Raw genomic sequence first — 26365 nt, 5'->3', positions numbered from 1 at the left:
ACCGCCAAAAAATTGACGGTTTTCAAATATTTATATCTGAATATAATTATTTCTTAAGCTCTTCTAAAAATTCGTCGTGAGAAATTTTAGTTTCTTTTTTGCTGGCTTTTTCAAGAATTACATCTTTCAATTTAGCCATAGCTACTTCAGAAGAAATTTGTCTTACCTGCTCCTGGTCTTTCAACATTTCAACAGCATATTTCTGGATTTCTTCATCACCTAAGTGGTGGATTCCGTAGATTGCCAATTGGTTTTTCACCAACTGCTCAGCCTGAGCCAATACATCAGCATAGTCAAGGTTGATTTCGTTATCAGTCATCAATTTACCTTCGATGATCTGGTATCTCAATTGGTTTTTCTCAGCTTCAAGAATTTCCTGAGCCTGTGCTTCAGACTGGATATTCTGGTTAGAGAATAATAACCACTTCACAAGGAACGTTTCAGGAAGTTTTACTTCTTCTTTATCAGTTACCTGTTCTAATACTTTATTCACAAAGTGAACATCAGCATTTTGCTGGAAATACTCGTCTAGTTCAGTCTTCACTTTATCTTTAAGCTCATCCTCAGACTTAATGTTTCCTTCTCCGTATACTTTGTCGAAAAGATCCTGGTTAAGCTCAGCTAAATTTAATGTATAGAAGTCTTTTACTTTTACTTCTAATTCATTGTGGTGTAGGTGCTCAACTTCTTCTTTGCTGAATCCTAATTCTTTAGCTAATTCTTCGTCACCCGCAAGAGTTTCTTTCGTTACTTTTACAGAACCTTCCATTTTCAAACCTTTTACCAATTTGAAAGCTTCTTTGTTTTCAGCTGTAATGGTAAGGTTTTTTGGGTGGTGGTGGTGCTCTCCTTCAGCATCTTCTTCCACAACCTGAGAAACTTCTAAAGCAATGTAAGAATCTTTAGTGATTTTATCTTGAGGAACCTGCTCAGCGAAACGCTTCTGCATGTTTTCAATACTCTTGCTGATTTCTTTTTCAGAAGCTTCTACTTTATAGTGAGGAGCTTCATATTTAGCTAAATCTATAGTGAATTCAGGCTCATATCCTACTTCGAAAGCAACTTCTAATTGATCAGCATTGTAATCTAATTCGTTTACTGGCTGAGGAACAGGCTGACCAACTAATCTTAATTTGTTTTCATTAACATAGTTGTTTAAAGCATCAGAAACTTGTCTGTTGATTTCTTCGAATGCAATACCTGCTTCATATTGTTTTTTAACCATACTCAAAGGCACTTTCCCTTTTCTGAATCCAGGAACTTGCGCATTTTTAGCATAATTAATCAACTGCTTCTCTACTTTTTCTTTGTAGTCAGATTTTTCCAATGTTACTGTAAGCAATGCACTTACGTCATCATGGTTTTGTGCGGTAACCTTCATTATTGATTAAAATTTTAGGTTGCAAAAATATGAATTTTTTATGAAAATCACCCATTTAAAATCAACTTATAACGCCAAATACTGTTAAATAAAAAACCACCGGAGAATTCCGGTGGTTCAAACAAGATTAAAGGATATATTAATTAATAATATCGTAGTTGGCTTGTGCATCTGTTTCTCCTCCTGTATGAGTTCCGTAGATCACTCCGTTTCCACTTACTGCAGAAGTCTCAGAAACCGTTACCGGCTGATGGAATAATGTAAGAACCAGCTGACTAGGTGCTGAAGCATTTTTCACAGCAGTGTTTACCACCCATTTTGTTTTCAATCCTACTCTGTTCCCGTCTCCTCTTGTAGAGCTGGCATCATCAGTACGGGTTAAAGTGATATCAGAGTTAGGAAAATTGTAAACTAAGAAATGTTCATCTTTTGCATCTTTAATTTCCTGAGTTGCATCTTCATTTCCATTTTTGAAAATAACTTCTACGTTATAAGTATGCCCGTTGATCAATTTAACATTCGGATTCGTTGTGCTGTTCACCTGATAGTCATATACCACAGGAGTTCCTGTAGCCACGTCTGTTACTCTTAAGAGAACGTCTGAAAGTTCTTCCTGAGGAAGATCGTCTGCTTCATCATCGCTTCTGTTACATGATGTTAAGCTTAAAGAAACAGCAAAGAAAAGTCCTAAGATAAGAGTAGTATTTTTAAAAATATTTTTCATGTTTTTGATTTTAAATAATTAAAATTGATATTTAAGAGTTAAAATAAAGTTTCTTCCCATTTCGTTGGAAAAGAAGCGAAGTCTGTTCAGATAATCTCTGTAAGATTTATTGAATACATTTCGAACTGAGAAATCAATTCCGAAATTTTTAGACAGATTCACCCCTGTCTGAAGGTTCCAAAGCGAATATCCGCTTGGAGGTGTAGAGATATCTACATCTTCATTGTACGCATTTCCATCAGAATCGAATAATCTGATCGGAACATTATAAACAGGAAATCTTGTCTGTTTCAGATACGTATTGTTACTTACGCTGAAATAGAAATTTTTCCATTCTTTTTTATTGAATTCCAATGAATTGTTAAAATTTGGAGGCATCATTAGGATAAGAGGTACATTATTAGTCGTATCCTGCCCATAAACATAGGAACCGCTTCCTTTGTAAGTCAGATTATCTGTGATCTTAAGCTGTGCATCAATATCTAATCCATACATTTTCGCATTGATCTGCTGATAACTGTATACTACAAAAGCCCCTCCCCACTGGGTATTCTGATATCCTGTAGGAATCTGATTGATAAAATTCTGAGTGTAAAAAAAGTATGGGTTAACTGAAATATTCAATCCTTTTAAAACATTTGCTTTTACATCTGCAACCAGATTAAACTGATTTCCTGTTTCACTTTTCATTCTCATATCTCCTCTTTCGATGATGGCTGCAGAATGGTGAAGTCCATCAGCAAAAAGCTCTGCAATATTTGGAGATCTTGACACTCTGGCATAATTAAATTTCAGGTTAAAATATTCGGATGGATGGTAAACCAGTCCTCCGTTTACTGAAATATTATTGTATGTTAATGATGGATTGGTAAGAATTCTGTTTTGGTTTATTCTTACTACAAAATTTGAATAATCTGCGGCATAGGTCTTATTCCAATCGCTCAGATCATACCATTTTGTTACGTCATAATGATCGTAATCATATCTGCCTCCCAGTTCAAGATCCAATTGGGGAGCAATTTTATATTTTAATACAGAATAAATTCCTGCATAATACCTGTCGTAGTTCGGAACAAGACGTCTCGCCTCGGTCTGCGTATTGGAATAATTGTTTTGATACCCTGCATTAATCCCTGTTTCAAGATTCCAGTTTCCTCTTTCTATCAGGTGGTTTACATTCAGATCATTGGTGATCAGTTCAAGATCCAATGCCGGTTTTTTGCTCAGTGCTTCTGTACGTCTGATATCATATTCTTTCCTATGATTGTACTGAAAACTGTAAGTAGCCGTGATTTTTCCAAAATTTTCAAACCTTTTGTAAGCCGAAACTTTAGCAATATGATGTTCAATTTCCTGTTTAGGATTATCAATATCATAACTAAAATCTCTCTGATAGATTGGTTCTGGTGAGGTAAGAGCAGTACGCAGATCTTCGGAGTTTCCTACGTGAGAGCTTCTGAGAATTCCAACTGTGCTTTTGGTCAGATAATAATCAAATGAAAAACCTTTTTCAAATGTCATTTTCTGTACACCGAAATTAAATCCTGAACTCTCAAGCCCGGTATTCATCAAGCCATAATCCGGAGCTTGAAGATCTCCCAGTTTTTTATAGCTTCCATTGGTTTTTATGGCCCAGCCATTCTCCCATGTTTTTGCAAGCTTTACATTAAGATCAGCTCCTCTTCCATTAGAAATTCCGGATAGAGAAACATTCCCCATAATGGTATCTTTCTTAGGTAAAACCTGAGGCTGCAAAACAACTACTCCACCCACGGCTCCCGCTCCATATTTCAAAGCAGATGCTCCTTTGATGACATCAATATGTTCAAAATTATTAACATCCACATTGGGCGCATGTTCTACTCCCCATTCCTGTTCGGCAAGTTTCACTCCATCATTAAGAATGGAAACTCTGCTTCCATAAAGCCCGTGGATAATAGGTTTGGCAATATTATTTCCTGTCTTAAGAACGTTAACACCGGAAATATTCGTCAGTAAATTTCCTAAGTTTTCGGTGACATTTCTTGAAATCATTGCTTTATCAATGGTTTTCACCACCATACTTCCATTGTTCTTATGGCTTCCGTGAACGGTCACTGTTTCGATATCTTTGACGTGATGTTCCAGCGTGATCACCAAATGAACATCCTGATCAACTCCTATATTTTCAGTATAATCATCACAATCAGGGTGCTGAGCAATGAGTGTATACTTTCCTGCAGGAATTTTGTCAAAAGAAAATTGACCTTTCTTGTTTGTTTTGGCTGTAAAGTTCCCGATTTTAATGACTGCATTTTCCAGCAGTGTTTTATCATGAAAATCATGAACGGTTCCCTCTACAGTGTAAGTTTTTTGTGCACTTGTAAATACTGATCCACAAAAGATCAGCAGCAGGCAATATATCAATTTCATTGTAAATAGATTGATTGCGTACCCTTTTCAATAAGGTACATTTTTCGTTAAAATTTGTGGGAGGGTTAGTTTAATTGTACAATGTATCAATGATGAGAAACTAAAAGCTAGAGGTTAGAAACTAGCAATTGGACATTATTTAAATATCAATTACAACCGATCAGTTGTTTTCCTAACAACTTTAAACCTTTAAACATCAAATAATTTGAAGCATTCAACATTGAACTTTAAAGTAAAAAACTTTAAACCCTATAGAATCTGTGAATTAAGAAAGTGCGGGCGGCCCCCGAAGCTGAAAAGTGAATTTGGTCTGTGACCAAATTTTCTCCTGAATGGCGATGATTTGTTTTACTTCATGGCTGTAATGCTCAAAAGTAAAACTGAATTCTTCAGGAGCTAAGGTATGTCCGGTAACCAAAAAGTGGCAGGCCAGACAGTCGCCAGCTTTCTCTTTAGTAACTGCTTTCGTCACCGTATTCTCGACTTTTTTAAGATTGAAAGCCTTAAAATAATCTACCGAATCATGGTGGTGAAAGCTCTGAGAAAGCAGCGCGAGAAAATATACTCCAAACAATAGCTTGGAGATAAAACTCTTTAGGTTTCTGCTTTCTTTAAAAATCATGGTTCAAAATTATGAAAATAATTTAATTGTTTCCTTAAAGTTTCATTAAATTACTCTATGATTATTGATAATATGTAGAAATAAGAAAGATATTGTTACAAAAAAATGCTTCATAATTTTTAGTTATGAAGCATTGATATGTTAGTTTAATCCAGTTGGGTTCCAAGATATTCCCATTCCTGCAAAGCTGTATCCAGCTCTTCTTTAGCCTTATTGTATTTCTCTAAGGTTTCATCTGAAGGATTTTCTTTAGCAAAAGAGGCTTCCATTTCTTCCACTTTTGTTTCAAGCTCGGAAATTTTTTCTTCTACTTTCTTGATTTTATTCTGAATATTTTTTTGTTCCTTACTTACAATATTTGATGATGGGCTGCTGCTTACAACAAGCTTTTCTTCTACTTTCTTAGGTTCTACCTTTACTTCGCTGTGAAGTTTAGCTTTTTCTGCAGAAATCTCTCTGATGGTTTCTTTCTGTCTGTATTCAAGATATTCGTTGATATCTCCAAGGAATTCTTTCATTTTCCCATCACGGAATTCGTAGATTTTATCACAAAGTCCCTGAAGAAATTCCCTGTCGTGCGAGATTACAATTAAAGTTCCTTCAAAATTCTGCAGCGCCAGCTTGATAATTTCCTTAGACTGGATATCAAGGTGGTTGGTAGGTTCGTCCATGATTAGTGTATTGAAAGGACGAAGCAACAGTTTACAAAGAGCCAGACGGTTTCTTTCTCCTCCGGAAAGTACTTTTGTTTTCTTGGTAACAGCGTCTCCCTGGAAAAGGAAAGATCCTAATAAGTCTCTTACTCTTGGTCTTGTCTCTTCCGTTGCAGCGTCTTCTGCTTCTTCCAAAACCGTTTTATTAGGTGTTAAAACCTCTTCCTGATTCTGAGCAAAGTATCCGATGTTGACGTTGTGGCCAAGATTCCAAGTACCGGAAAAATCTTTAATATCTCCTGCTAAAATTTTAGCCAATGTTGTCTTACCCTGTCCGTTCTGTCCCAAAAGAGCAATTCTGTCTCCTCTCTGAACGATAAAGTCTACATCATCAAAAATCTGTTTCTGTCCGTAAGCTTTTCCTAAATGAGCTGCTTCAAAGATGATCTTTCCAGGAACCATAGACTGTACGAAACGGATGTTGAATTTTGAAACGTCTTCATTATCAACTTCGATACGTTGTATTTTATCTAATTTCTTAATAAGTGACTGTGCGAAAGATGCTTTTGTAGCACTTGCACGAAACTTATTAATATTGTCTTCCATCTGTTTGATCTCCGCATCCTGATTCTTTTTAGCCTGAATCAGTTTTTCACGGCGATCCTCTCTCATTACCAAATACTTAGAATAATTAGCTTTATAGTCGTCTACTTTTCTATTGTTGATATCAAAAGTACGGTTACACACCGCTGTCATGAACTGTTTATCGTGGCTTACAAGAACAATTGCTCCCGGATAGTCTTTCAGGAAGTTCTCCAGCCAGATAATGGATTCCATATCCAGGTGGTTGGTAGGCTCATCGAGAAGCATAATATCATTCTTCTGAAGAAGTAATTTTGCCAATTCGATTCTCATTCTCCATCCTCCGGAAAATTCATCGGTGATTTTTTGGAAATCATCAGCTTTAAATCCTAAACCAAACAGAACTTTCTCCATGTCACCTTCAAGATTGTAGGCATCATGGTTCATCAAAAGGTCATTCAGCTCGGTCATTTTATTAATCAAATCCGTATAGGAATCACTCTCGTAGTCTGTTCGGACAGTCATCTGATGATTCACCTCTTCAAGCTCATTCTTCCAGGCATTGATCTGCTCGAAAGCCTGCATAGTTTCAGCCCAAACGGTTCTTCCTTTTACGAAATCAAGATCCTGCTTTAGGAAACCTATGGTAACACTGCCTTCAGTCACCACCTCTCCTTCGTAGAAATTAATTTCTCCGGACAGCATTTTTAATAAAGTGGATTTACCCGCTCCATTTTTTCCTACGAGGCCAACTTTATCATCTTTTTTGATGGTAAAACTGACATTTTGAAATAAATAATTTCCTGAATGATGTAATCCTAAACTTTGAACCGAAAGCATTTTAATTGATAATTAGTAATGAATAATGAATTTTCGGGTGCAAAAATACGCAAAAAGAAATGAATAGCCCAGAAATAAAAAAAACTGCCCGAACGGACAGCTTTTTCTTTTGCATATAAACTGATTCTGGAGCGTTTATCCCGGTGTAAGCGGTGGTGTTTTCTGTCCCGCCTGTACCATTGCAATCATTTCTACAAGGGTTGCTTCGGCTTCTTTATATTTCACCTGTTTGATCCCGTGGTTGGATCCTATTGCAACCTGCAATTCGTTTAAGGTCTTCGCTTCAGACATTGTGATGGGTTTACTTCCATTTTTAATACTGATTTGGTATTCACAAGTGTCTAAAAGTTTGTTTGCTTTTTTAAGCCAATCTGAAACTTTCATAATTTTTTTTGTTTTAGTGATTTGGATGTAAAATGTTTCTATTTATTGAGAAGCTGTATCAAAGATTGCCCTGCAGGTACAGGATCTACAGGACTTGCTCCTGGACTGCTTGTTATACTATATGTTCCCGCAACAATTTCCAGATCATATTCTATATTTCTCGCACTGAACATAAATTGGCATCCTGATGTTGTAGTATTACCAGCAACAGATCCTGAATAGGTATTGGACTGAGCCGCCAATAAAACTATATTTTCATTAGGCTGCATATTCACCTCTCCTTTTGCATTACATGTAAATGCACAAAAAGGCTGAAACCTTCCATTTACTTTTCCTGCAAGGCCAATAGTGAGACCAGGGGTGCCTGCGGGTCTTTCATTTCTTACATTAATTATTCCTTCAGGAGCGTTTCCATTAGTAGTAAATGAGCCATCCGGATGGAAAATTAAGGATGTACCTAAAGAAATTTCCTGTGATAATGCCTGCATCTGAATGGTTGTATTAGGCTGAATAACTTCTTTATTGAAAACATATACTTTATATTGAGGTTCACAATCTATTTCCGCCATACCGAACATCTCTGTAAAGTTCATCGCAAACCAAGTTGGCACTCCTGAAGTGATTTGGTTAGGACCTGTTGCTCCTTTATACCCTAAAAGCTGGTATCCGTTTGCCTGCAGGTATTGTAAAATGCGTCTTTGATCAGCGGATGTAAAATCAAAATTAATTGAGTATATCATAGTTCCGGGTCTTTGAATCAGTGTCTTTTCCATTGTTTTAATCTTTAATGTTCTTACTCTTTTTGAGATTAGGCTTTTCAGAATACACCTTTGTTCAGTTTTTATTTTGAAGCTTCGCGAAATGAACAACTCAAAGTAACGAGAATTAAAATCTAAAAAATACCGTATAAAATACCAAATTTAGTATTCCGTAATTGTACTCATTGCTCTATAAAGTGTTTATAAAGAAAAGGAGACACCTGAATGATGTCCCCTAACCTAAATTTAAAACTGAGAAGTGTTGCACTGGTTCTTCATTTCATTTAATGTGAAGTAATAACTGCTGGAGTTTTTATAATTGAACGGACCCAGATATCATTATTAGGAACACTGGTTCCATAAAGAAAATCTGCAACAAAGCTGTCTTCCGGCAGATGAAGTTCCACAGAAAGTCTTGTCTGGCTGGTTTGATCAACAGATGTACTGCTGGAAACATTGAGCCCGTTGTTAATCATTTCAATATTAATTTCCTGCTGCGATCTATTCCTGAAACTATGACTATACAATCCGAAGTTGGCTGAAATATGGGTATAGTCTGCCAATTTCGCAAAATCGTATATAGGTTTTTTGCTTACGGAAAGATCTTTTATATATTCTTTCATTTTGATATAAAACCGATTGAGAAAAGCATGTTTATTATAATCCGTTCCAAAGTAGGCATAGTTTTCTGTACTAAAAACGGATAATATTTCATTGGTTTCTTCCATCATCAGTTTTCCATATACTTTTGAAAGATCATTGTATACTTTATCTCTGCGCACATATGCCTGTGAAAGCCCATTGGCTGTCTCCACTTCATATCCTGACAGCAAGGCATCCCATATTTTATTTCCTTCGGCATTTGTTTTTGCATTTCTTATATCTGAGACATAGTTATGCAGATCATCAATATTCATGAAATCTGTAGAAATATAAACAGATTGCGGCCCTTCCAGGTATCCTCCTCCTATATCCGCATGATCGCCCGGTACGAAAACTTCCTTCCAAACAGATGACTGATTTTCCGATTTCTGATCCTGCATAGCTTTTGAATTTTCAAAAAATCCGGTAAGCGGGAAGAAGAATCTACTTTCATTGACTGCACAGATATGAAAAGCATTCTCTACCTGGACAGGAATGTTTAAATTATAGGTATTAAAAGGTTTAGACTCTACAGTATCAAAAGCTCCCAAAAATTTTATTCTGCAGTTTTCCGGAGAAAAATGGTTCAAAAGCTGATTGCATAAAGTTCTCGCCAGCATACCTCCTCTCCCGAATCCATAGATATAGAAGTTGTATTCTTTGGTTTCGTCATGAGCAATGTCCTGAATAAAATCCCAAACTTTCTGAAGTTTATCATCAGAAGAATATCCGTTTCCATAGGGTGGATTGGCACATGTTGCCATCGCAAAATTACTATCTTCACTGCCTGTTACGGTTCCTATTCCTTCGATATATATTTTCTCATCTCCAATGAATAAACTGTATAATTTATAGATATTGGTGAAAGTACCATAGTAGCTTTCATTATTGTTCAGCGGTTTATCCGGTGAAAGAATATTTACCCCATTGTTTCCTGTACCGTCAAAGAAAATCCCGACGGAAATCACGCTGCTGCCATTCATGTTTTTACTTTAATTTTTTATTACAGATCTTGTTTGTGTTTTTTCAACTAACATCCCTAAAAGAGACATTTCAAAATAACAGAAGAAAAACAAGGATCGCTAGAGTGGAAAGTACCAAATAAAAAATTCCGTATTTCTACGGAATCAGATTATATTTTTTCAAGGGAGTAAATATTGTTCACAATGGCATAAATGACTATTCCCACAGTATTTTTGGCCCCAATTTTCTCAAGAATTCGCTGCCGGTGGCTTTCCACTGTCCTTGGACTGATAAAGAGTTTTTCTCCTATTTCATTGTTGGTAAATTCCTGACAGATCAGTTTTACTACGTCTTTTTCTCTTTCGGACAATTCATCTTCGGTTTCAAAAAGAGAATTTTTCTTGGCAGTACTGTTCATGTAGGTAAACAGCATCTGATGATCTTCAGCGGTGAAAAAGACTCCATTTTTATCAACCATTGTGATGGCATCAATGAATGTTTTCTTGTTCGAGTTTTTAGGAAGAAATGCCGACACTCCCAGCTTGACCATATATCCAAGGATTGAGGTTTTATAATGGGAGGACAGGATAATGATTTTAAGATCGGGAAATTTTTCCTTCAGGATTTCTACCAGTTCAAAACCGTTCATAGGTTTCATCTGAACATCTACAAGGGCAATATCAGGAAATTCATCTTTTGAAATTTTTCCGAGGTCTTCTATAAAATCGGGGCCGTTATCAGCGGTAAGACAAACCGATATATTTTTTTCATTAGACAGCAACATTTTTACCCCTTCGAGGATCAGCTGTTCATCATCAATCAGTGCTAGTTTGATTTGGGAACTCATGATATTTTGGAATTTTTATAATTAAACGACTTCCTTTATTCGAAAAAGTTTTTTTCCATTTGTGTGTTGCGTTCATAGATTTGATACGGGATTCTATATTTTTGATTCCCATTCCTTTTTTTACTTCTTCATATTCAAAACCTTGTCCGTTATCCGAAATCACCACTGCCATATTATCAGGATAATCTTTTATATAAATCCAGAGATCCGTTGCATCCGAATGTTTAATCACATTGGTAGTAAATTCCTGAATAATCCTGTACAACTGTACTTCTACAAAAAGATCTTTCTTTTCATATCCCGGCATTACCTGCAAGGAGATATTAATTTTATGGGAAAGGTTGGCTATTAATTCTTCAACGTATAAAACCAATCCCACCGATTCCAGGTTTACAGGGTACAATGAATGAGAAATACTTCTGGCAGCATCAATCAGGGAAGACATCTGGCCATAGATATTTTTTTTGATCAGATCATCACCCTGGGTATCCAGGTTATTTAACCATAAGGAAAGGATATTAAGACGGTTTCCTATGTCGTCATGAATCATTACCGCAATTCTTTTCCTTTCTTCTTCCTGGGCTTTGATGTTTTCCAGCACTAATTTTTTCTGATGAAGTACTTCCGCCTCATGCTGTACATTCTTTTCCTTTATAATCCTGGTGATAAAAGCCCTGTAGGCCAACAGGATAAAGGATACTATAATTGTTATGGTAACAATTATTAGGATCAGCAAATTGATATTTAAAGTTACTTCTTTAATCTGATAAATGTGTATAAAAATGAACAGTACAAAATACTTGAAAGAATATTATTGGCACTGAGAATAATATAATAATCGTTTTCCGACAGATTTGCGATCTGATGCTGAATAATAAAAATAAATACCGAAACCGAATAATAGAAAAAGATACTTGCATCTACCAGAAGAAAACGGTTCTGTGCAGAGGTATTCTTAATCTCGCGGATGAGGGTAAATCCGGAAAGACAGATGATGATGATATTGGAAACCACTTTCGCAATATCAGCATTGGATGGATAATCAAACCCATATTTTGAAATCATAAAAATTCCCGCCAGCAGACCTACAATACCAAGAGCATATTTCGGCCAATCCAGTTTTCTGATAAATAAACCTGTCAGCAAAAAAAACTCTCCTGCGATATACAAAGGATAGAGAAATGATGTATCATTAAGCCTGAAGATGTACGGCAGTGCCAGATTCAGCAGTTCAATAAAAAAAAGAAAAGCAATACAATGAAAATACTGCCTTTCTTTATGGTTTAATATGCGATATTTTGCTGCTCCCAGCAGTATAACAGATAGAAGCAGTGCATAATTCAGGAATAAAATTGCCTTATAAAGTCCAGCCATTCCTCAGTTTATATTTTTTTAAAATTCACATCCTACGTCTACATCCGGTATACGGCAGATAGGAGGACATGGTTTTGCCCAGTCGTATGTATTTGAAATGGTCTCAGCGCCTACTTCTGCATTCTTAGCGTTAGCACGGAAAGAGATAAAAATAAGGGTTACAAGCATTTTCCCGTAAATATCATTGTATTTAAGTCCAAAAGAACAGGTAATACCTGTTAAACCCGCATCATCTAGGCAAAGATCAGCTGTAGGAACATAGAATTTTCTGAAAATTCCGGCTCCTTTATCTTCTCCGCACTCTTTGTAAAACCAGTCCATACCTTCATTTCTCCAACGTTCAATAGCTGTTACGGCTACATCCTGCTCAAGAATTGGGGTGTTGGAAACCGGGAAAGCCATATTGGAATCTTTCTCCGTTTTTTCTAAATCTTTGGAAAGAACTGCATTTTTAACGACCGTATACTCCTGGATTTCCTGAAGTTTCAGATCTTTGTCAAGTTCAGTAAGGAAGCTGTACGGATATTCTTTGACATCTATCTTCACTCCTTCATTATTCATAGGATAAAGAATAAGGATCAGTCGATCTCTATAAACTCCTACCGCTGAACAGAAGTCTCTATATTCCTTAAACCCTCTCATCCATTCAAGGTGTTCGCTGGAAATATTAAAAACATAGTTCGTTGGAATCAGCTTTTGCAGTTTTGAAAAGTCGGAACAGTAAGCTTTCCATTCACTTGATGCCGTCCTGCATTCTTCTACAGGCAGCATATAGTCTACAATGTTTAATGTTGACATAAGCATAGTTTTTAGTTGTATAAAAATATATAAACTAAACATGCTATGCAAGAAAGATTTTTAATTAATAATTTTTCACTGTAATATGATAACAGCTCTGTTGTCTTTCTTTAATGTAATATATTCTACCAGCATTCTGATAATGCTTTAAAACTTTCTCCAGCGCCATTTCCATCTTCGGATTATACTTCAGGACGTTGTTGAATCTTACATAAGAAATATCAAAAGAATTACCATAGTTGTGAGAGCTAATCCCTAATGATGCATTAGAATTTACTCTCCTAAGCCTGCATTGGTCTTCAAGGGTACGGGTAATGGATGAAACGGTGAATGTACCCCCTTTTGTATCTTTACTGAATTTGGAAGCTATTTTCTCAAGGGTTGTTTTTGCCTTGGATACCATATAGGCCCTGCTGTAATCAAGCCTCTGAACCTGATATCCTTTTCCTGATTTTTTAATTTTGTGGAGTTTCCCGTTGCTGATATACTTCTGTACGGTTTTGGAATCTTTCAGCAGCTGTATCCCGAAACTTTTGGAAGCATCAAGGTGAGGTTTGTAAAGCGGTGTAGCCTCAACCTTCAATACAGTAGAAAGATCATAACAGGGAAAAGATTTTTTTGCCGCCTGCGAATAATGTAAACTATAAATAAAAGGTACAAAGACCACACAAAAATACTTTCTCATTCACCATCCTTTTAAATTACAAATGAAAGATAAAACATTTATGTTAGATCTTTCAAAACCGACTATAATACTCTATAAATAAATCCCAAACAAACTTTACACCAAATTATAGATTTTACAATTATTGTTCACACTTTTTCGAAATATTTTTTCAGTTTTTACTTTTTACTTTAAGATTTAAATTTTACATTTGAGATACATTTAAATAATAAACAACATGATAAAAAAACTTTTCGCTGAATTTTTCGGCACATTTTGGCTTGTTTTCGGAGGGTGTGGAAGCGCTGTTTTCGCAGCTGGTGTTCCAGATATCGGCATCGGACTTTTAGGAGTTGCCTTAGCCTTCGGTCTTACTGTTCTTACTATGGCTTATGCTGTAGGACACATTTCCGGAGGTCACTTTAACCCCGCTGTTTCTTTCGGACTTTTAGCAGGGGGAAGATTTCCTGCAAAAGACCTTATTCCTTACATTGTAGCTCAGTGTCTGGGAGCAATTGTAGCAGCAGGATGTCTGTATACGATCCTTAACGGAGCGGGAGCGGTAGAATTCTCAAAACCCGGAGATTTTGCCACGAACTTTTACGGAGAAGCCGTCTATAACGGAAAAGCATTCAGTATGGGGGCAGCGTTCCTTGCTGAGTTTTTATTAACAGCTTTCTTCCTTATCGTAATCATGGGAGCAACGGATAAATGGGCGAACGGTAAATTTGCAGGTCTTGCTATTGGTCTTGCTCTTACGTTAATCCACCTGATCTCTATTCCTATCACAAACACTTCTGTAAACCCTGCAAGATCACTTTCTCAGGCGGTTTTCGTGGGTGGAACAGCAATGTCACAGCTTTGGCTGTTCTGGGTAGCTCCAATTTTAGGAGGAGTTGTAGGAGGATTAATCTACAAGTTCTTACTTCAGAGAGATACTGCAGAAATCGCAGATTAATTTTAGAATAGCATACAAATATAAAATCCTGTCAGGCGGCAGGATTTTTTATTTTTCGATTTTTGAATAAATTGTTTGGAATTCTTCGTAGACGCAAAATTTTTATAAAGGTGAGTTTTTATTGAAGGGAGCAAAGTGGTTACAACTACGTCGTGGATGAAGCTAATAATACGTTAGTTTAGTGAAAATCAATTTCATTGATTCTATCATTGCATCCTTAAAGTCGATAAAACAAGAAATTAAACTTTGCGTTAAAAAGAACTTCTTTACTTTATCTTTTTGATTTCAAAAGGATTTTTAAAGATGAGTTCTTCATGTTTTCCTTTGATTTCCATTTTGCGCTGAAGAAGGTTGAGGGCCATTTTTCTGATAAAAAGATCTTTATCATTCAGTTTCCAGTAAGAATCTTCATGAAGTTTTTGGGGTGGACGGATCAGATAAAATTCTGTTTCCCAAGTGTCTGCATTATGATAAAATTCGATGATTCCACAATGTTCTGGAATAAGTGCCGCATCTACCATTCCCATTGGCAACAAAAAACTAAAAGAATTGCAAATGTAATCTCCACAGGAAATTTTATCGTGTTTCAGAAATTTCTCTCCTGTATCTTTATTGAGGTAAGATTTTTTGAAATCATTTTTAAAATCACTTTTTGAAAATTTGATCTCAATTTCATGGCTTTCACCTTCTGAATTAATGATCAGAATATCTGCCTCCCAATCTGCCTGAAAATAATTCGTCAGTACGATTTCTTTTTCAAAATCGCAGTGTGAATGAATGTAGGCATGTATAAGTTCTTCTATTTTGAGCATGAATATAATTCTACAATGTAAAATGTATTTATGATAACGTCGGAATACAAAATTAATAAGCGAAGCGAATTGCCTATTTACAATTCACCCTTCAAATTAAGCTCTCTAACTTACCAGCAGGCTGCATCCTCTAATATCGGAATGGTCTATTCTACCCAGCACCTGAAATTTATCGCCAACTATTTTCCCCAAATCCTGGGTTGCAATAAATGAACATGAGTGGGTATTGGCAAGGTCAATGATATTAATAGCACCTGTTCTTCCTTCTTTTTCATAAGCTAAAGGATCTTCTGCATTACGAACCATGATTCTCATCCAGTTGGGACATTCGTATTCATTATTTCCAAGAGAATAAGCCTGTGAAAGAAGCTCTGTCATAGAGTATTCCGAATAGATTTTCTCTGTTTTCAGACCTTCCTGTAAGATTTTAAGCAATTCATCTTTGGTCATTTCTTCTTTTCTTCCTTTCATTCCTCCTGTTTCGATTACTATTAAATTTTCAGGAAAATTGAGGGATTCTTTGGTTTGCTCAGCATGACAGTAATCCAGAAAATCTAATAAGGCAAAGGAAACTCCGAAAAGAATCACTTTTTTACCCTGAAGTTTATTCAATAATTCAAAAAGTTCAGAATGGTTGTAAAGGAAATATCCGTTTTCAGGCTTGGCAGATTTTTTCATCAGATAATCTACCATGTAGATCAGTGATGAATTCTGCTTTTCCAGATAGCTTGGAAGCAAACCCAGAAAAATAAAATCTTCCGGCTTTCCGATAAACTGCTCAAAGCTTTTATAAATACTTTCTTCGTACAGCTTTGGATCTGCAATGAAATGCTTTGAAAGATTCATCTGAGTTGTGCCTGAGCTTTGAAAAAACAGATCTGCTGCCACATTTTTATCCAGAATCTGATGATTTTTAAACATTTCAATAGGCAGAAAGGGAATTTTCATCAAGCTGTCTACCTCATCAGGATTCACTTTCAGAAAGTCAACAAATTTCCTGTATATATCAACATTCTCATATTGATAACGAAATGTTTTCAATGATGCATTCAGGAAATCCTGCTCAGTCTGTATGTTGAATATATTTTTCAATTCCATAATTTTTGAATTTCTTAATTCCCCGCTACAAGGCAATTATAGAGATAAAATAGTATTATTTAATAATTTTTTAATCCGAAAATTCTATTTTGGTAGACTTCTTGCAATTACCTAAATGGAATATGGATTAAAAACAAGAGTGGGTTTCGGCCTGTTCGAAGGTTACCTCTTTTTAGGGGTAATTTTTTTTGCTTTATTTTTCAAAAGTCTTCAGTTCAAAATCCTTCTCAAAGACCCCGTAAGTGAAATAGGAAATCCAGTCTCCCAGGTTGATATATTTTGCATTCTGTTCCAGATCCAGCACCATTGGCAGATGCCTGTGCCCATAGATAAAATAGTCTATCTTCTGAGTCTTCAGTTTTTCTTTGGAATAAATAATCAGGAATTCTTTATCTTCTCCCAGAAAAGCTTTGTCTTCTTCTCCGGAGATCATTTTATTTTTTTGGGAAAGGTACAATGCAACTTTCATTGCAATATCCGGGTGAAGCCATTTGAAAAACCATTGGGCAATAGGATTTGTGAATAATTTTTTCATTCTTTTATATCCCTTATCACCAGGCCCCAAACCATCTCCATGGGCTAGCAAAAACTGCTTCCCTCCCATTTCGAAATATTGTTTCTGATAAAAAACAGTACATCCTATCTCTTCTTCCAGATAATCTTTCATCCAAAGATCATGATTCCCTACAAAGAAATAGATATGAATTCCCCTGTCTTTAAGCTCTGCTATTTTTCCGAGTACCCGAACGTATCCTTTGGGAACCACATGCTTCCATTCATGCCAGAAGTCAAAAAGATCTCCCATTAAAAACAAAACCTGGGCATCTTCTTTGATCTCATTCATCCAGCGTATAAATTTCTCTTCGCGCACTTTGCTTTCACCGGGTGTAGGGGCGCCAAAATGCTGATCTGAAGCGAAATATACTTTTTTCCCAGGTTCTAAATTAATTGTTGTTTTTAACACCTTCTGAGTTTTGTGGGGTAAAATTATTGATTATCTTCTGCAAACCATTCTCCATAAGAGTTTTCTGTCTCATGAAGTTTAAGATAAGCCAAAGAAATGCCTTCCGGAAGTCTTGATTTTACTTTAGCAGCAATGGCATACAACATGTTTTCACAGGTAGGCTGGAAGCTGCAATAGATTACTTTATGCCCTTTCTGTTCAAGATCATCTCCCAATTCTTTGTGCGGAGACAAGGCATTTACAAGAACCGCATGGTCCCATACATCTACAATTTCAGATTTTACGATACTTTTAATATCTCCGAAATCTACCACCATTCCATTTTTAGGATTTTCAATATCATTGATCGGTTTTCCTTTCACTGTTACAAACAGTTTATAGGAATGTCCATGCATATTTTTACATTTCCCATCGTAGTTGTAAAGCACGTGAGCGGTTTCGAATGTAAAAATTTTTGTAATACGTATCATATTAAATGATTTAATTTTAAATTACTGATTTTCATTTAGTTGTATTTTAATCTATTTTAAAAGTGTCAAAATATGTGTCAACAAAATAAAAAAGTATCTAATCAATTGCCAAATTTAAGATAAAAAGAGGAAGAAATGAAATTCTTTCATTATTCAAAGAAACTATCTACTAAAAAGGAGTGAGTAAAAAGTTGTATTTAATCCGTAAAATTTTCATGACTTCTACCAGTCCTACTTCCCAAGAGTATCATTCTTTAAAAGAGCAAAAGTAGGGAATTCCCTACTTTTGCTTTGATTATTTAAGTAAACATCATACGTATATTATTAATTACTAATAGCTAGTATAAATATTTCGGTATTTTCAAATCTTGTTTCAAAATTATCATTCTGAATAATTCTATTTTTTTAAGCTTGCCATAATTATTGATAATTCATCTTTTACAGTCTTAGGAATAGTTTTCTCATCTCTTATTAATTCTTTCATAAAAGAATAGGAATTCTCATCTAAGTTTAACATTTTCCCAATTTGCACTAATAATTCATAAAATTCAATATTGATTTCAATGTCATATTCATACAACTGTGTTATTAAAGTATCAAAACTTAAACCATATTCATTATGCACTACATATTCTCTAGCACTATTTAAATCTATATCATTTAACCCTAAAACTTTAGAAATTTCAATTAACCTATTTAAAGTGTCATTAAGTTTATTCATATTATTATCTTATTGTAAAAGCTGTTATAATTTCTGTATGTGTCGTTATTACTCTAATTTTTGTACCTTCATAAATCCCTTCAACAACAAACCTTACTGGATGGCCACTTCTTGTAAGCGCAGCTCCAGCCCTACCTGTTTGTTGTACCCATTGGTTGTTTATTGCAACATTAGATACTGCATGCATAATTTTAGAATTACTCCATGTAACAGGGAACATACTTTTAGCACGAGTTATCCCATTAGTAAAACTTTTTAAGCTCCCAAACCAAGCATGTCCTCCACCAGTTGCATCTCCGGCTATAATATGTGCAGTTCTTCCTGAACTTGCTAAATTAATATATTGCCCTCTAGCACTTAAAGTTCCTATTCCCCTACTTACAACTTTTCCTACAGCTCCACCTGCTAATGTACCAGCTGCTGTATTCACATATTCGTTCATCATACGTTCTTCAGTAGGATTGTAAGCTTGATGTTCTACAAAATAATCTGAATCTCCTCCCAGTAAAGCATTAATCTTATTACCAATCTCTGCGGGAATATTTCTTCTATCAGCATAATATCTTCTACCTCTTATTTTCGTAATTCGATCACCAGGTCCATCTTCCTCCCAACTATTATAAACTTCCTCTGGGGAAATAATATATCTGTATCCACTACTAATTCCGTCTGTAGACGTTATACTATTACCCATTATGTTAGCTGTATAAGATAGCCCAGCAACAGCACCGCCCAAGAAATTAACCCCTGTAAAAGCAGAGTTTAGTCCTCCTGATACAATACCCGGCAGTACAAACTTAATGGCTCCGGGGTTACTTGCAATATTCCCAAGTGTTCCTGAGATAGCCGCTCCGCCTATGGCTCCGCCTAATACGGCACTCCAAGATTTCTGCCAGTCCCATTTTACAGGATTCCAGTTGCCATTATTGGCAGCTACACCATTTAAATACCCTCCAACTAAAGCCCCTGCAAACCACATCCAGAATTCACCATCAGGGTCATTATACATCAGTGGATTATTCATCACATACCCATACTTGTTATAATTTTGGGTATTGGTAGGATCTTGTATATTTTCATCAGCATTTAAGAACCTTCTTAAAAGCGGATCGTATAATCTGCCGTTCATGTGGATAACACCCACTTTCATAAAATGCTCATGTCCTGTATAACCACGGTCAATAAGCAGTGAAGCACTTGAAATAAGTGATTTATCAGTTAGAATAGCCTCATCACCTATCTTAAGATAAGTAAGATTTCCCCACGCATCATAGTGTCGTTGTTCCAGTCTTTTACCATCTTGATCCGTAATTGCCAGAATACTTCCTAAATAGTCTTTGTGTAAAAACCTATAAGCACCGTCTTTCTCATCAAAGTTTTTCAAATATACAATATTACTCTCATACGGAGTACCTTCGATGTACAGAATATGCTTTTCCTGATTGGTCATTTGATCTTTTACCACTTCAAAGCTACCATCTTCATTATAGAACTTACTGAAACGATTCTGCCATTGAGGCTCTTCTCCACTTCCGATCTGTTCTGCAATATCAACCCTTTGTCTCATACTGCCTAGTCCATACCCAAAATTAATATGAGCCTTTTCTCCTTGAATCTTTACCGGATCATTATTCTCATTATAAACAACAGTCTGGATAAGATCACCTGTATAATTCTGTACTCCGTTATTATTAAGGCTCATTCCCGTAGGTTGATAAACTTTTGCTGAATTATCAAATTTTATCTCTCCAACCTCATCATTTTGTTTGATTCTACCTTTTTCATCATACTCATTTTTAGAGAGCTGACCCGTTACAGGATTTGCCCAGTTCAAAAGCCTGTTATTATCGTCATAATTAAAGGATTCAATGATATTAAAATCTCCGAATGTTTTTCGGGATTTCAATTCATTTCGGATAGCATTGAAGCCATACTGAATATTCAGAATAGATGACTGCTGTGAGGAGCTATGCTTAATTTCTGACAGCATACCTGTGGCATCATTATAAGTATTAATAATACTGGCAGAACCTAATCTGGATTCAAGCACTTGTCCTCTTGCATTAGTTTCCAAAAGATCCCAGAGAACCTTGTCTGAGTTTTGATCTTTTATCTGATAAAGGTCTCCGCTCCAATCACTGTATACATTCTTTATCTGTGCTTGAGTGATAAGCCCTGAAGAGGATAATTGTTTTACATAAGAACTCAATCTTCCTTTTTCATCATACGTGATCCCTTTCTGTGCGAAAGTCTTCCCATTACTGTTTTCTATAGATGAGGTAATTCTTCCCTGAGGATCATAAACATATTCAGTACTGAAAGCTCCACCATTAACAGTACCGGATTTTTTAATAATAAGCCCGTTACCATCATAACTGAAAGAAATATCTTTATTGGTGGCTGCTCCTCCGTCATTTGTGGAAAGCTCTTTTTGAGAAACTAGCTGTCCAAGATTATTATAAGTGTATTCTTTAGTTCCTTTTGGGCTTGTCACTTTTTTAGAAAGTCCTAATCCATCATATTCATATTTATACACTCCATTAGAAGGATCATTAAATTCAGATTTCCTTCCCCATACATCATATTTTGTAGTCACTATATTTTCAGCATATTTAGCCTGAACTTGCTCTCCTGTTGCATTATAGGTAAATTGAATTGTCCCCCCTTTATCAGTGGAAGAAATAATATTCCCTAAAGCATCTGTTGTTTTGGTGGTTGTTCTTCCGTAATCCGCAGTATTACTTTCTTTTACAGTTGTTGTAAACCCTGAAATAGAAGTTTCAGTCTGTTTGCCTGTAAATGAAGTAGCGGTTACTTTAGTAGGAAATACATTATCATCATATATAATGGTATTCCATTTACTAGCTCCCTGCCCATCAAAGTAAGGTTCAGACTCTTTAATCTTTCTTCCCAGAATATCATACTGGGTTTCTTTGGAGATATACTGTCCCTGCGTAAAAGCCTTTGTAGTAGTTTTATATTCTTGTCCTAACTTATTAGTGAAAGACTTTAATATATTTCCGTCAGAATCATTTTTGGTAACCGTTACATTTCCATTACTATCCTTTTCATAGTTATAGGTAGTTTCACCTCCTATATTGGATATTGAGGACTGAAGCTTGCCCCAAGTATCATAGGTATAGGTAAGGATATTTCCCAGCGGATCAGTTTGGGAAAGTACCCCTCCCCAATCATTATAGATAATTCCAGTTACTAACCCCAGGTTGTCTGTTTTCTTAATCATAAACCTCCCAGTTGTATCATACTCGCTTTTATCAGTACGATTAGTCATGTCGTAAGCTGACCGGGTAAGTTTTTGAGTAATATTTCCAAATCCATCATAGGTGAACTCATCTACGATAGCCCTGTCAATATCAATCCCCGGAATTGTGGTAGTTGTTTTTAGCCTGTTATTTTCATAGGTATAGTATTCAGCCATTTTCTGGGTATCCGAATAGGCTTTTTTCTCATCTACATTAGCCGCAATACGTCCTATAAAATAATCTTTTCCCTGTCCGGAAGGATTATGAGTATAGGTTATTTTTTTAGTAGATTCGGCAAAGGTATTATTGATCTTTGATACACTTTGTGCCGGAAGATAATATTGTCCATAAGTAATAGTACTTTCAGCAGTAACACCAGTTAAAAAATCTTTTCCTTTGCTTGTTCTAGGAACAATAGCTGTTACCATTTTGGCTTTATCTGCATCGGCAACACTTGTTACTACTTGAGCGTTTAACAGCTTGTCTATCTGATAGGTCGTTGCCTTGTAGCTTAATAACTGATTGTTATTTTCAGAAACATCTGCGGGGAATATCTGATCTTCAACATTAGTTCTTAATGACCATTCCTTAACCGGAATTCCATCGTTTAGAGGATCGGTCTCTACTCCTGTCCAAATCTTTGTGTTTTCAAATCCTTCAGCATACCATGAACTGCGGGCTGTTTTTCTGAATCCTACAAGTCCTTTTCCAAGGATATTAGATGTTAGCCCTCTGTATCTGAAATCCTGTTTTAACTTTTTATCCGAATTTGTACTTTGAGACAATTGAGCAACAACATACATTCCTGTCGACTGATTAATTTCAACGTAAGGATAGCTTAACGTTGAAACGCCGTCATATAAACCCGGATTTTTAACTTTGTCCAGCTGCTTATAAGTAATGTCTGTAATAATTCCTCCCTGTGATATGCTTTTAATTCTGCCTGCTTTTGCGATATCATAATATTCATGGGATACAAGGTGTTGCAAGTCTCCAATGTCACTACCATAGCCCACAGCTGAACCCATAGCAGCCTTCTTTAGCATCGCTCCAGTCCACTGATCAACTGGTAAACCCATAAGGTCTCTGGAATTAATGCCTACTTCTGCATTAATACCGTTACTATCAAGATAGAGTGTATATGTATTGATATTAGAAAGATAAACCCCCTGAGAAAGTTGACTTTCCATGGTACCGTAACCACTACTAGTAGAATAAATGGCTGTTTGTATCTCAATAGAGGTGACATACTTTGCTGCATTATTGTTATCCTGTACATCGGATAAGCTATAATTCCTAATCGATTGAAGAGCCAAAACTTCGGCTTTTCCATCATTGTTAATATCATAAGCAAAAAAAGTATGGGGATTATGAATTCTAAAATATGCACCATGCTGCTCAAGCTCTCTTTCTGTAGGCTTTTTAAAAAGTACTCTTTCCTTAATGAAGCCGTTCCCTTTTGAAATATACCTGTTCCAATATTCCGAGGTGGTAGTTTCGGGCATCATCATATCACTCAGCCCGTCCCCGTTAAGGTCACCTACAACAGCTTTTTCCCAAATGCCCGGTAAGATTTCAGTATTAGCTGGATTAAACGGAGCTATGAAAGACTCGTATTGTCCCTGTGTATTTTTCTTAAAAGTGATCAGTACAGGTTTTTGATCCTGACTTAATTTCAGAAAATCAAACACTCCATCTCCGTCAAAATCACCTCCTTTGTACAGCGTAAAGACATTTTTATCGATCTGATCATAATTAGGATAAAGTTCCAAGGGATAATACCATCCATTTCCCTGAATAGACTCATCAGGGTCAATAACATAATACCGCATAGAGGTGGTACAAGTAAGGGGTGGTCTTGACTCGGGAGTCGTGACTTCCGGATAACACTCCTTGTCACTGAGCAATAATACAAGCTCATTGAGCCCATCTCCATTGAAATCAACACTATTAATTCCCATAACAGTAGTCACTATTCCATTATTGAAATTTCCTGTTGTGTTATCATAATCTACCCCCGGAATTGTTTTTGTAAAATCTAAAACCAGATTATCACCTGAAAAACTGTAAAATGAAAGTTGTAAGTCTTTTTTTGTGGTACCGGCAATTGTGATTTTTTTAAACCCGACAATACCTTGCTTATTGTGGATTAGATTAACCTTTTTAAAATTTACAGGTATAAAATCTTTCAAGCCTTGCAAAGTACTGTTTATAAAAACAGGATTCTCAGTATTGTAAGTAATCGAATAAAAATTCTTGTAAAGGTATACTCCCGGTTGCGGTATTCTGGAAGAAACCTGAGAATGATACCTTAATAAATCAAGGTTACCATCACCATCAAAATCTCCTACAACATCATTATTACTATTCGGTTTTAATGCAGTACTTACAGTTGAGGGTATAGAATTCGCTTCTCCCGACTTTTCATAGGTAAAAATAACCGGGTTGGCTTCCTCATTATTACTATTTACAGTGGTAATTTTATCCAGATAGCGGTATAAAGTTCCCTGAGTGTCTTTTTTATAGGAAATAGTATACTTTTTATACTGCTTACCATTAGTAGAAATAACAACCGATTCAAGGAGCTTAGATTGAGAAAACAGAGTTCCCTTAATATAAGCCGTCTCAACCATAGGTCTTGTGATAAAATTAAAATCAATTTTATTCATATGCTGCGTTCCTTTGCTTTCATTTCCTCCCCACTGGATACTACTGATGACAGAAACATTACCTTCTGAAATATAATTGTAGGTAATATAATTTCCGTCAGTATCTTTTGACTTAACAATATTATAGTCAATGGGAGTCCTTGCAGAGCTGTTTCCAGACAATGCGGCTCCATACCATATCTGAGAACCGTCAGGTGATGTCACTTCCCAATATTCCGGACCCTGCCAGCTTTGCCCAACAATGCTTCCTATTGATTTAATTCTTATGTTGGAGTACTTCTCCGTTACATATTCTGCTCCATCCTTGCCATATTCCCCAGATTTTAAAATTAACCTTTGCCCGTTAAAACTGTAAAAATCTGAATAATCCAGCTGCACGCCTTTGGTAATACCGTCTTTTTCAAGATTTTTACCTACTCTTGAAATGGAGCTTATCCCTGAAATATTCCAGCCATACCCGGCAAGTCCGTTCCCTGCACCACTTACGTAAACAAGATTGATTGCAGGAGCTGTATTTCTAATTCCCGGAGGAAGATCTATAGTGAGTGTATATTGAAGCTGCCCTGCCCCTGTAACATCTATATTTCCTTTGGTATCATGAAATTTCTGTGGAGTTACTGTTTGAGAGAAACCCAAGATTGAGATAAAGGATAATACGAGCGATGAAAATAATTGCATTTTTTTGTGATTGTAATTTTTCATAACGATTACCTTTTAGTGATGTTTTTACTGAAAACTCGTCCGTCTTTAAGAGTAAAACGCAGCACGTATACACCCCAGTCATAACCTGTCATATTGATCTTTAGTTGCCTGTTGAGGTCTGGTAAGTTTTGCTGCTGGAATTTCCAATGTACAGTACTGTGTTGATACAGAGAAACAGACTCTATAAGCTTGTCTGTTTCCTCACTCCAGTCTATAGTAAGGTAATCATTAACCGGAACCGGATACACACGAATCTGTTTCCAGAATGTTTCTTCATCCATGACCGGAGTCTGTGCTATTGATGATTTTTTTGAAATAGTTTTTGATAGGGCTTCTGTTTTTTCCTTGGGATCATCTTCAGGACCTCTATAGCGTTGACTGCCTGCTTCATCATACTTGAAGTAGACTTCTGTTTGTTGAGCACTGAGTGTACTCAACGTAGTGCATAAAAATATTGCACTTAAGTAATTTTTTTTCATTGTTTTGAAATTTTGTTTTTTGTTTAAAATAAATTTAATCTCAGTAAAGGCTATACCGGATTTATTAATACGATTTTGTACGACAGAACAGAGTTATCCTGATAAATAGAATACTTTCATATTGGCTTATTTTTAAAAATAGTGATATAGCCTGATTAAAAAAATCAGGATTTAATTAGTCACAAAGACCTTAGGCTTTAAAGCCCTACACAAAAGAAATAAGGAAAATTCCTTATACAGTGCATACAAGAAATTAAGTTGGAAGACATAGTTTCTTTTCTCTCATTTGTTATTGTTTTTCTGGCAGCGAACTTAGTTACTGTCTGTTTTTTAAACAATCCGTAAAATCACGGTATTTTACATCTCGATGCTAAAAGTAGTTTCATATTTTTTCATTTTAAATTGGTGGTTTTGTAATGGTTTCTTTCTAATAACAAAGCTACCACTTCATAGCGACAGAACGTGTCGTATTATATTACATATTATTAAAATTTGATAAAGGACAGAGAAAAATATGAGAATTAGAGAACTTGATACAATAGAAAAAGGCGTGAAGCCATGTCTATTGCCTTGGAGGTACTGGTA

The 26365-nt window shown here is 35.9% G+C and carries 21 protein-coding genes; 1 reads left to right on the top strand and 20 read right to left on the bottom strand.

All coding sequences use genetic code 11. The features are described 5' to 3' along the window. Nucleotides 1-46: 46 nt before the first annotated feature. From LKL37_RS12500 to LKL37_RS12440, 13 genes are all read right to left on the bottom strand, one after another. Complete coding sequence (locus LKL37_RS12500; RefSeq protein ID WP_431610903.1) at nt 47-1381, bottom strand: trigger factor; 1335 nt, start codon at nt 1379-1381, stop codon at nt 47-49. A gap of 139 nt (nt 1382-1520) precedes the next feature. Further along, nucleotides 1521-2105 (bottom strand): hypothetical protein, encoded by a 585-nt coding sequence (locus LKL37_RS12495; protein ID WP_431610902.1) that lies wholly within the window; start codon nt 2103-2105, stop codon nt 1521-1523. Nucleotides 2106-2123: 18 nt separating this feature from the next. Beyond that, nucleotides 2124-4517 (bottom strand): TonB-dependent receptor, encoded by a 2394-nt coding sequence (locus tag LKL37_RS12490; RefSeq protein ID WP_431610901.1) that lies wholly within the window; start codon nt 4515-4517, stop codon nt 2124-2126. Nucleotides 4518-4782: 265 nt separating this feature from the next. Then, complete coding sequence (locus LKL37_RS12485; protein WP_167498839.1) at nt 4783-5139, bottom strand: hypothetical protein; 357 nt, start codon at nt 5137-5139, stop codon at nt 4783-4785. 146 nt (nt 5140-5285) lie between these two features. Next, complete coding sequence (locus LKL37_RS12480; protein WP_431610900.1) at nt 5286-7214, bottom strand: ABC-F family ATP-binding cassette domain-containing protein; 1929 nt, start codon at nt 7212-7214, stop codon at nt 5286-5288. Between the two features lie 135 nt (nt 7215-7349). Continuing rightward, nucleotides 7350-7598, bottom strand: a complete 249-nt coding sequence (locus LKL37_RS12475; RefSeq protein ID WP_431610899.1) for a hypothetical protein — start codon at nt 7596-7598, stop codon at nt 7350-7352. Nucleotides 7599-7636: 38 nt separating this feature from the next. Next, nucleotides 7637-8371, bottom strand: coding sequence for a hypothetical protein (locus LKL37_RS12470; protein ID WP_431610898.1), 735 nt, complete (start codon nt 8369-8371; stop codon nt 7637-7639). Nucleotides 8372-8640: 269 nt separating this feature from the next. Further along, entirely contained in the window at nt 8641-9981 is a 1341-nt protein-coding gene (locus LKL37_RS12465; protein WP_431610897.1) for a T6SS phospholipase effector Tle1-like catalytic domain-containing protein, read from the bottom strand. Between the two features lie 149 nt (nt 9982-10130). Next, nucleotides 10131-10808 carry a response regulator transcription factor gene (locus tag LKL37_RS12460; RefSeq protein WP_431610896.1) on the bottom strand — a complete coding sequence of 226 codons (678 nt, stop codon included), beginning with the start codon at nt 10806-10808 and terminating at the stop codon, nt 10131-10133. Next, entirely contained in the window at nt 10777-11544 is a 768-nt protein-coding gene (locus LKL37_RS12455; protein WP_431610895.1) for a sensor histidine kinase, read from the bottom strand. Before LKL37_RS12455 ends, LKL37_RS12460 begins: the two co-directional genes overlap by 32 nt. A gap of 14 nt (nt 11545-11558) precedes the next feature. Beyond that, the gene (locus LKL37_RS12450) at nt 11559-12182 is read right to left on the bottom strand and encodes a hypothetical protein (RefSeq protein ID WP_431610894.1); all 624 of its coding nucleotides are present in this window, start codon (nt 12180-12182) and stop codon (nt 11559-11561) included. Between the two features lie 18 nt (nt 12183-12200). Beyond that, entirely contained in the window at nt 12201-12980 is a 780-nt protein-coding gene (locus LKL37_RS12445) for a hypothetical protein (RefSeq protein WP_431610893.1), read from the bottom strand. A gap of 64 nt (nt 12981-13044) precedes the next feature. After that, nucleotides 13045-13665: a DUF5715 family protein gene (locus LKL37_RS12440; RefSeq protein ID WP_431610892.1), complete on the bottom strand. Its 621-nt coding sequence runs from the start codon at nt 13663-13665 to the stop codon at nt 13045-13047. 220 nt (nt 13666-13885) lie between these two features. Here LKL37_RS12440 and aqpZ point away from each other — a divergent pair, with 220 nt between their 5' ends. Continuing rightward, nucleotides 13886-14602, top strand: coding sequence for an aquaporin Z (gene aqpZ, locus LKL37_RS12435; RefSeq protein WP_089690627.1), 717 nt, complete (start codon nt 13886-13888; stop codon nt 14600-14602). Between the two features lie 266 nt (nt 14603-14868). Here the strand turns inward: aqpZ and LKL37_RS12430 are convergent, their stop codons facing one another. From LKL37_RS12430 to LKL37_RS12400, 7 genes are all read right to left on the bottom strand, one after another. Continuing rightward, entirely contained in the window at nt 14869-15414 is a 546-nt protein-coding gene (locus LKL37_RS12430) for a hypothetical protein (RefSeq protein WP_431610891.1), read from the bottom strand. Between the two features lie 105 nt (nt 15415-15519). Continuing rightward, a complete protein-coding gene (locus tag LKL37_RS12425; protein ID WP_431610890.1) occupies nt 15520-16512 on the bottom strand; it encodes an acyl transferase in 993 nt (330 codons plus the stop codon). Between the two features lie 193 nt (nt 16513-16705). Then, entirely contained in the window at nt 16706-17476 is a 771-nt protein-coding gene (locus LKL37_RS12420) for a UDP-2,3-diacylglucosamine diphosphatase (RefSeq protein ID WP_431610889.1), read from the bottom strand. Between the two features lie 23 nt (nt 17477-17499). Then, nucleotides 17500-17946, bottom strand: a complete 447-nt coding sequence (locus tag LKL37_RS12415) for a 6-pyruvoyl trahydropterin synthase family protein (protein WP_034696824.1) — start codon at nt 17944-17946, stop codon at nt 17500-17502. A gap of 397 nt (nt 17947-18343) precedes the next feature. After that, on the bottom strand, nt 18344-18667 hold the full coding sequence (locus LKL37_RS12410) for a MafI family immunity protein (protein WP_431610888.1): 324 nt from the start codon (nt 18665-18667) through the stop codon (nt 18344-18346). Nucleotides 18668-18671: 4 nt separating this feature from the next. Then, nucleotides 18672-25277: an RHS repeat-associated core domain-containing protein gene (locus LKL37_RS12405; protein ID WP_431610887.1), complete on the bottom strand. Its 6606-nt coding sequence runs from the start codon at nt 25275-25277 to the stop codon at nt 18672-18674. A 29-nt stretch (nt 25278-25306) separates the two neighbouring features. Next, nucleotides 25307-25780 carry a hypothetical protein gene (locus LKL37_RS12400; protein WP_431610886.1) on the bottom strand — a complete coding sequence of 158 codons (474 nt, stop codon included), beginning with the start codon at nt 25778-25780 and terminating at the stop codon, nt 25307-25309. Nucleotides 25781-26365: the final 585 nt, after the last annotated feature.

Source organism: Chryseobacterium sp. 'Rf worker isolate 10', assembly GCF_050753305.1.
GTDB lineage: Bacteria > Bacteroidota > Bacteroidia > Flavobacteriales > Weeksellaceae > Chryseobacterium.
This window is presented reverse-complemented; position numbering and strand designations above follow the sequence as displayed.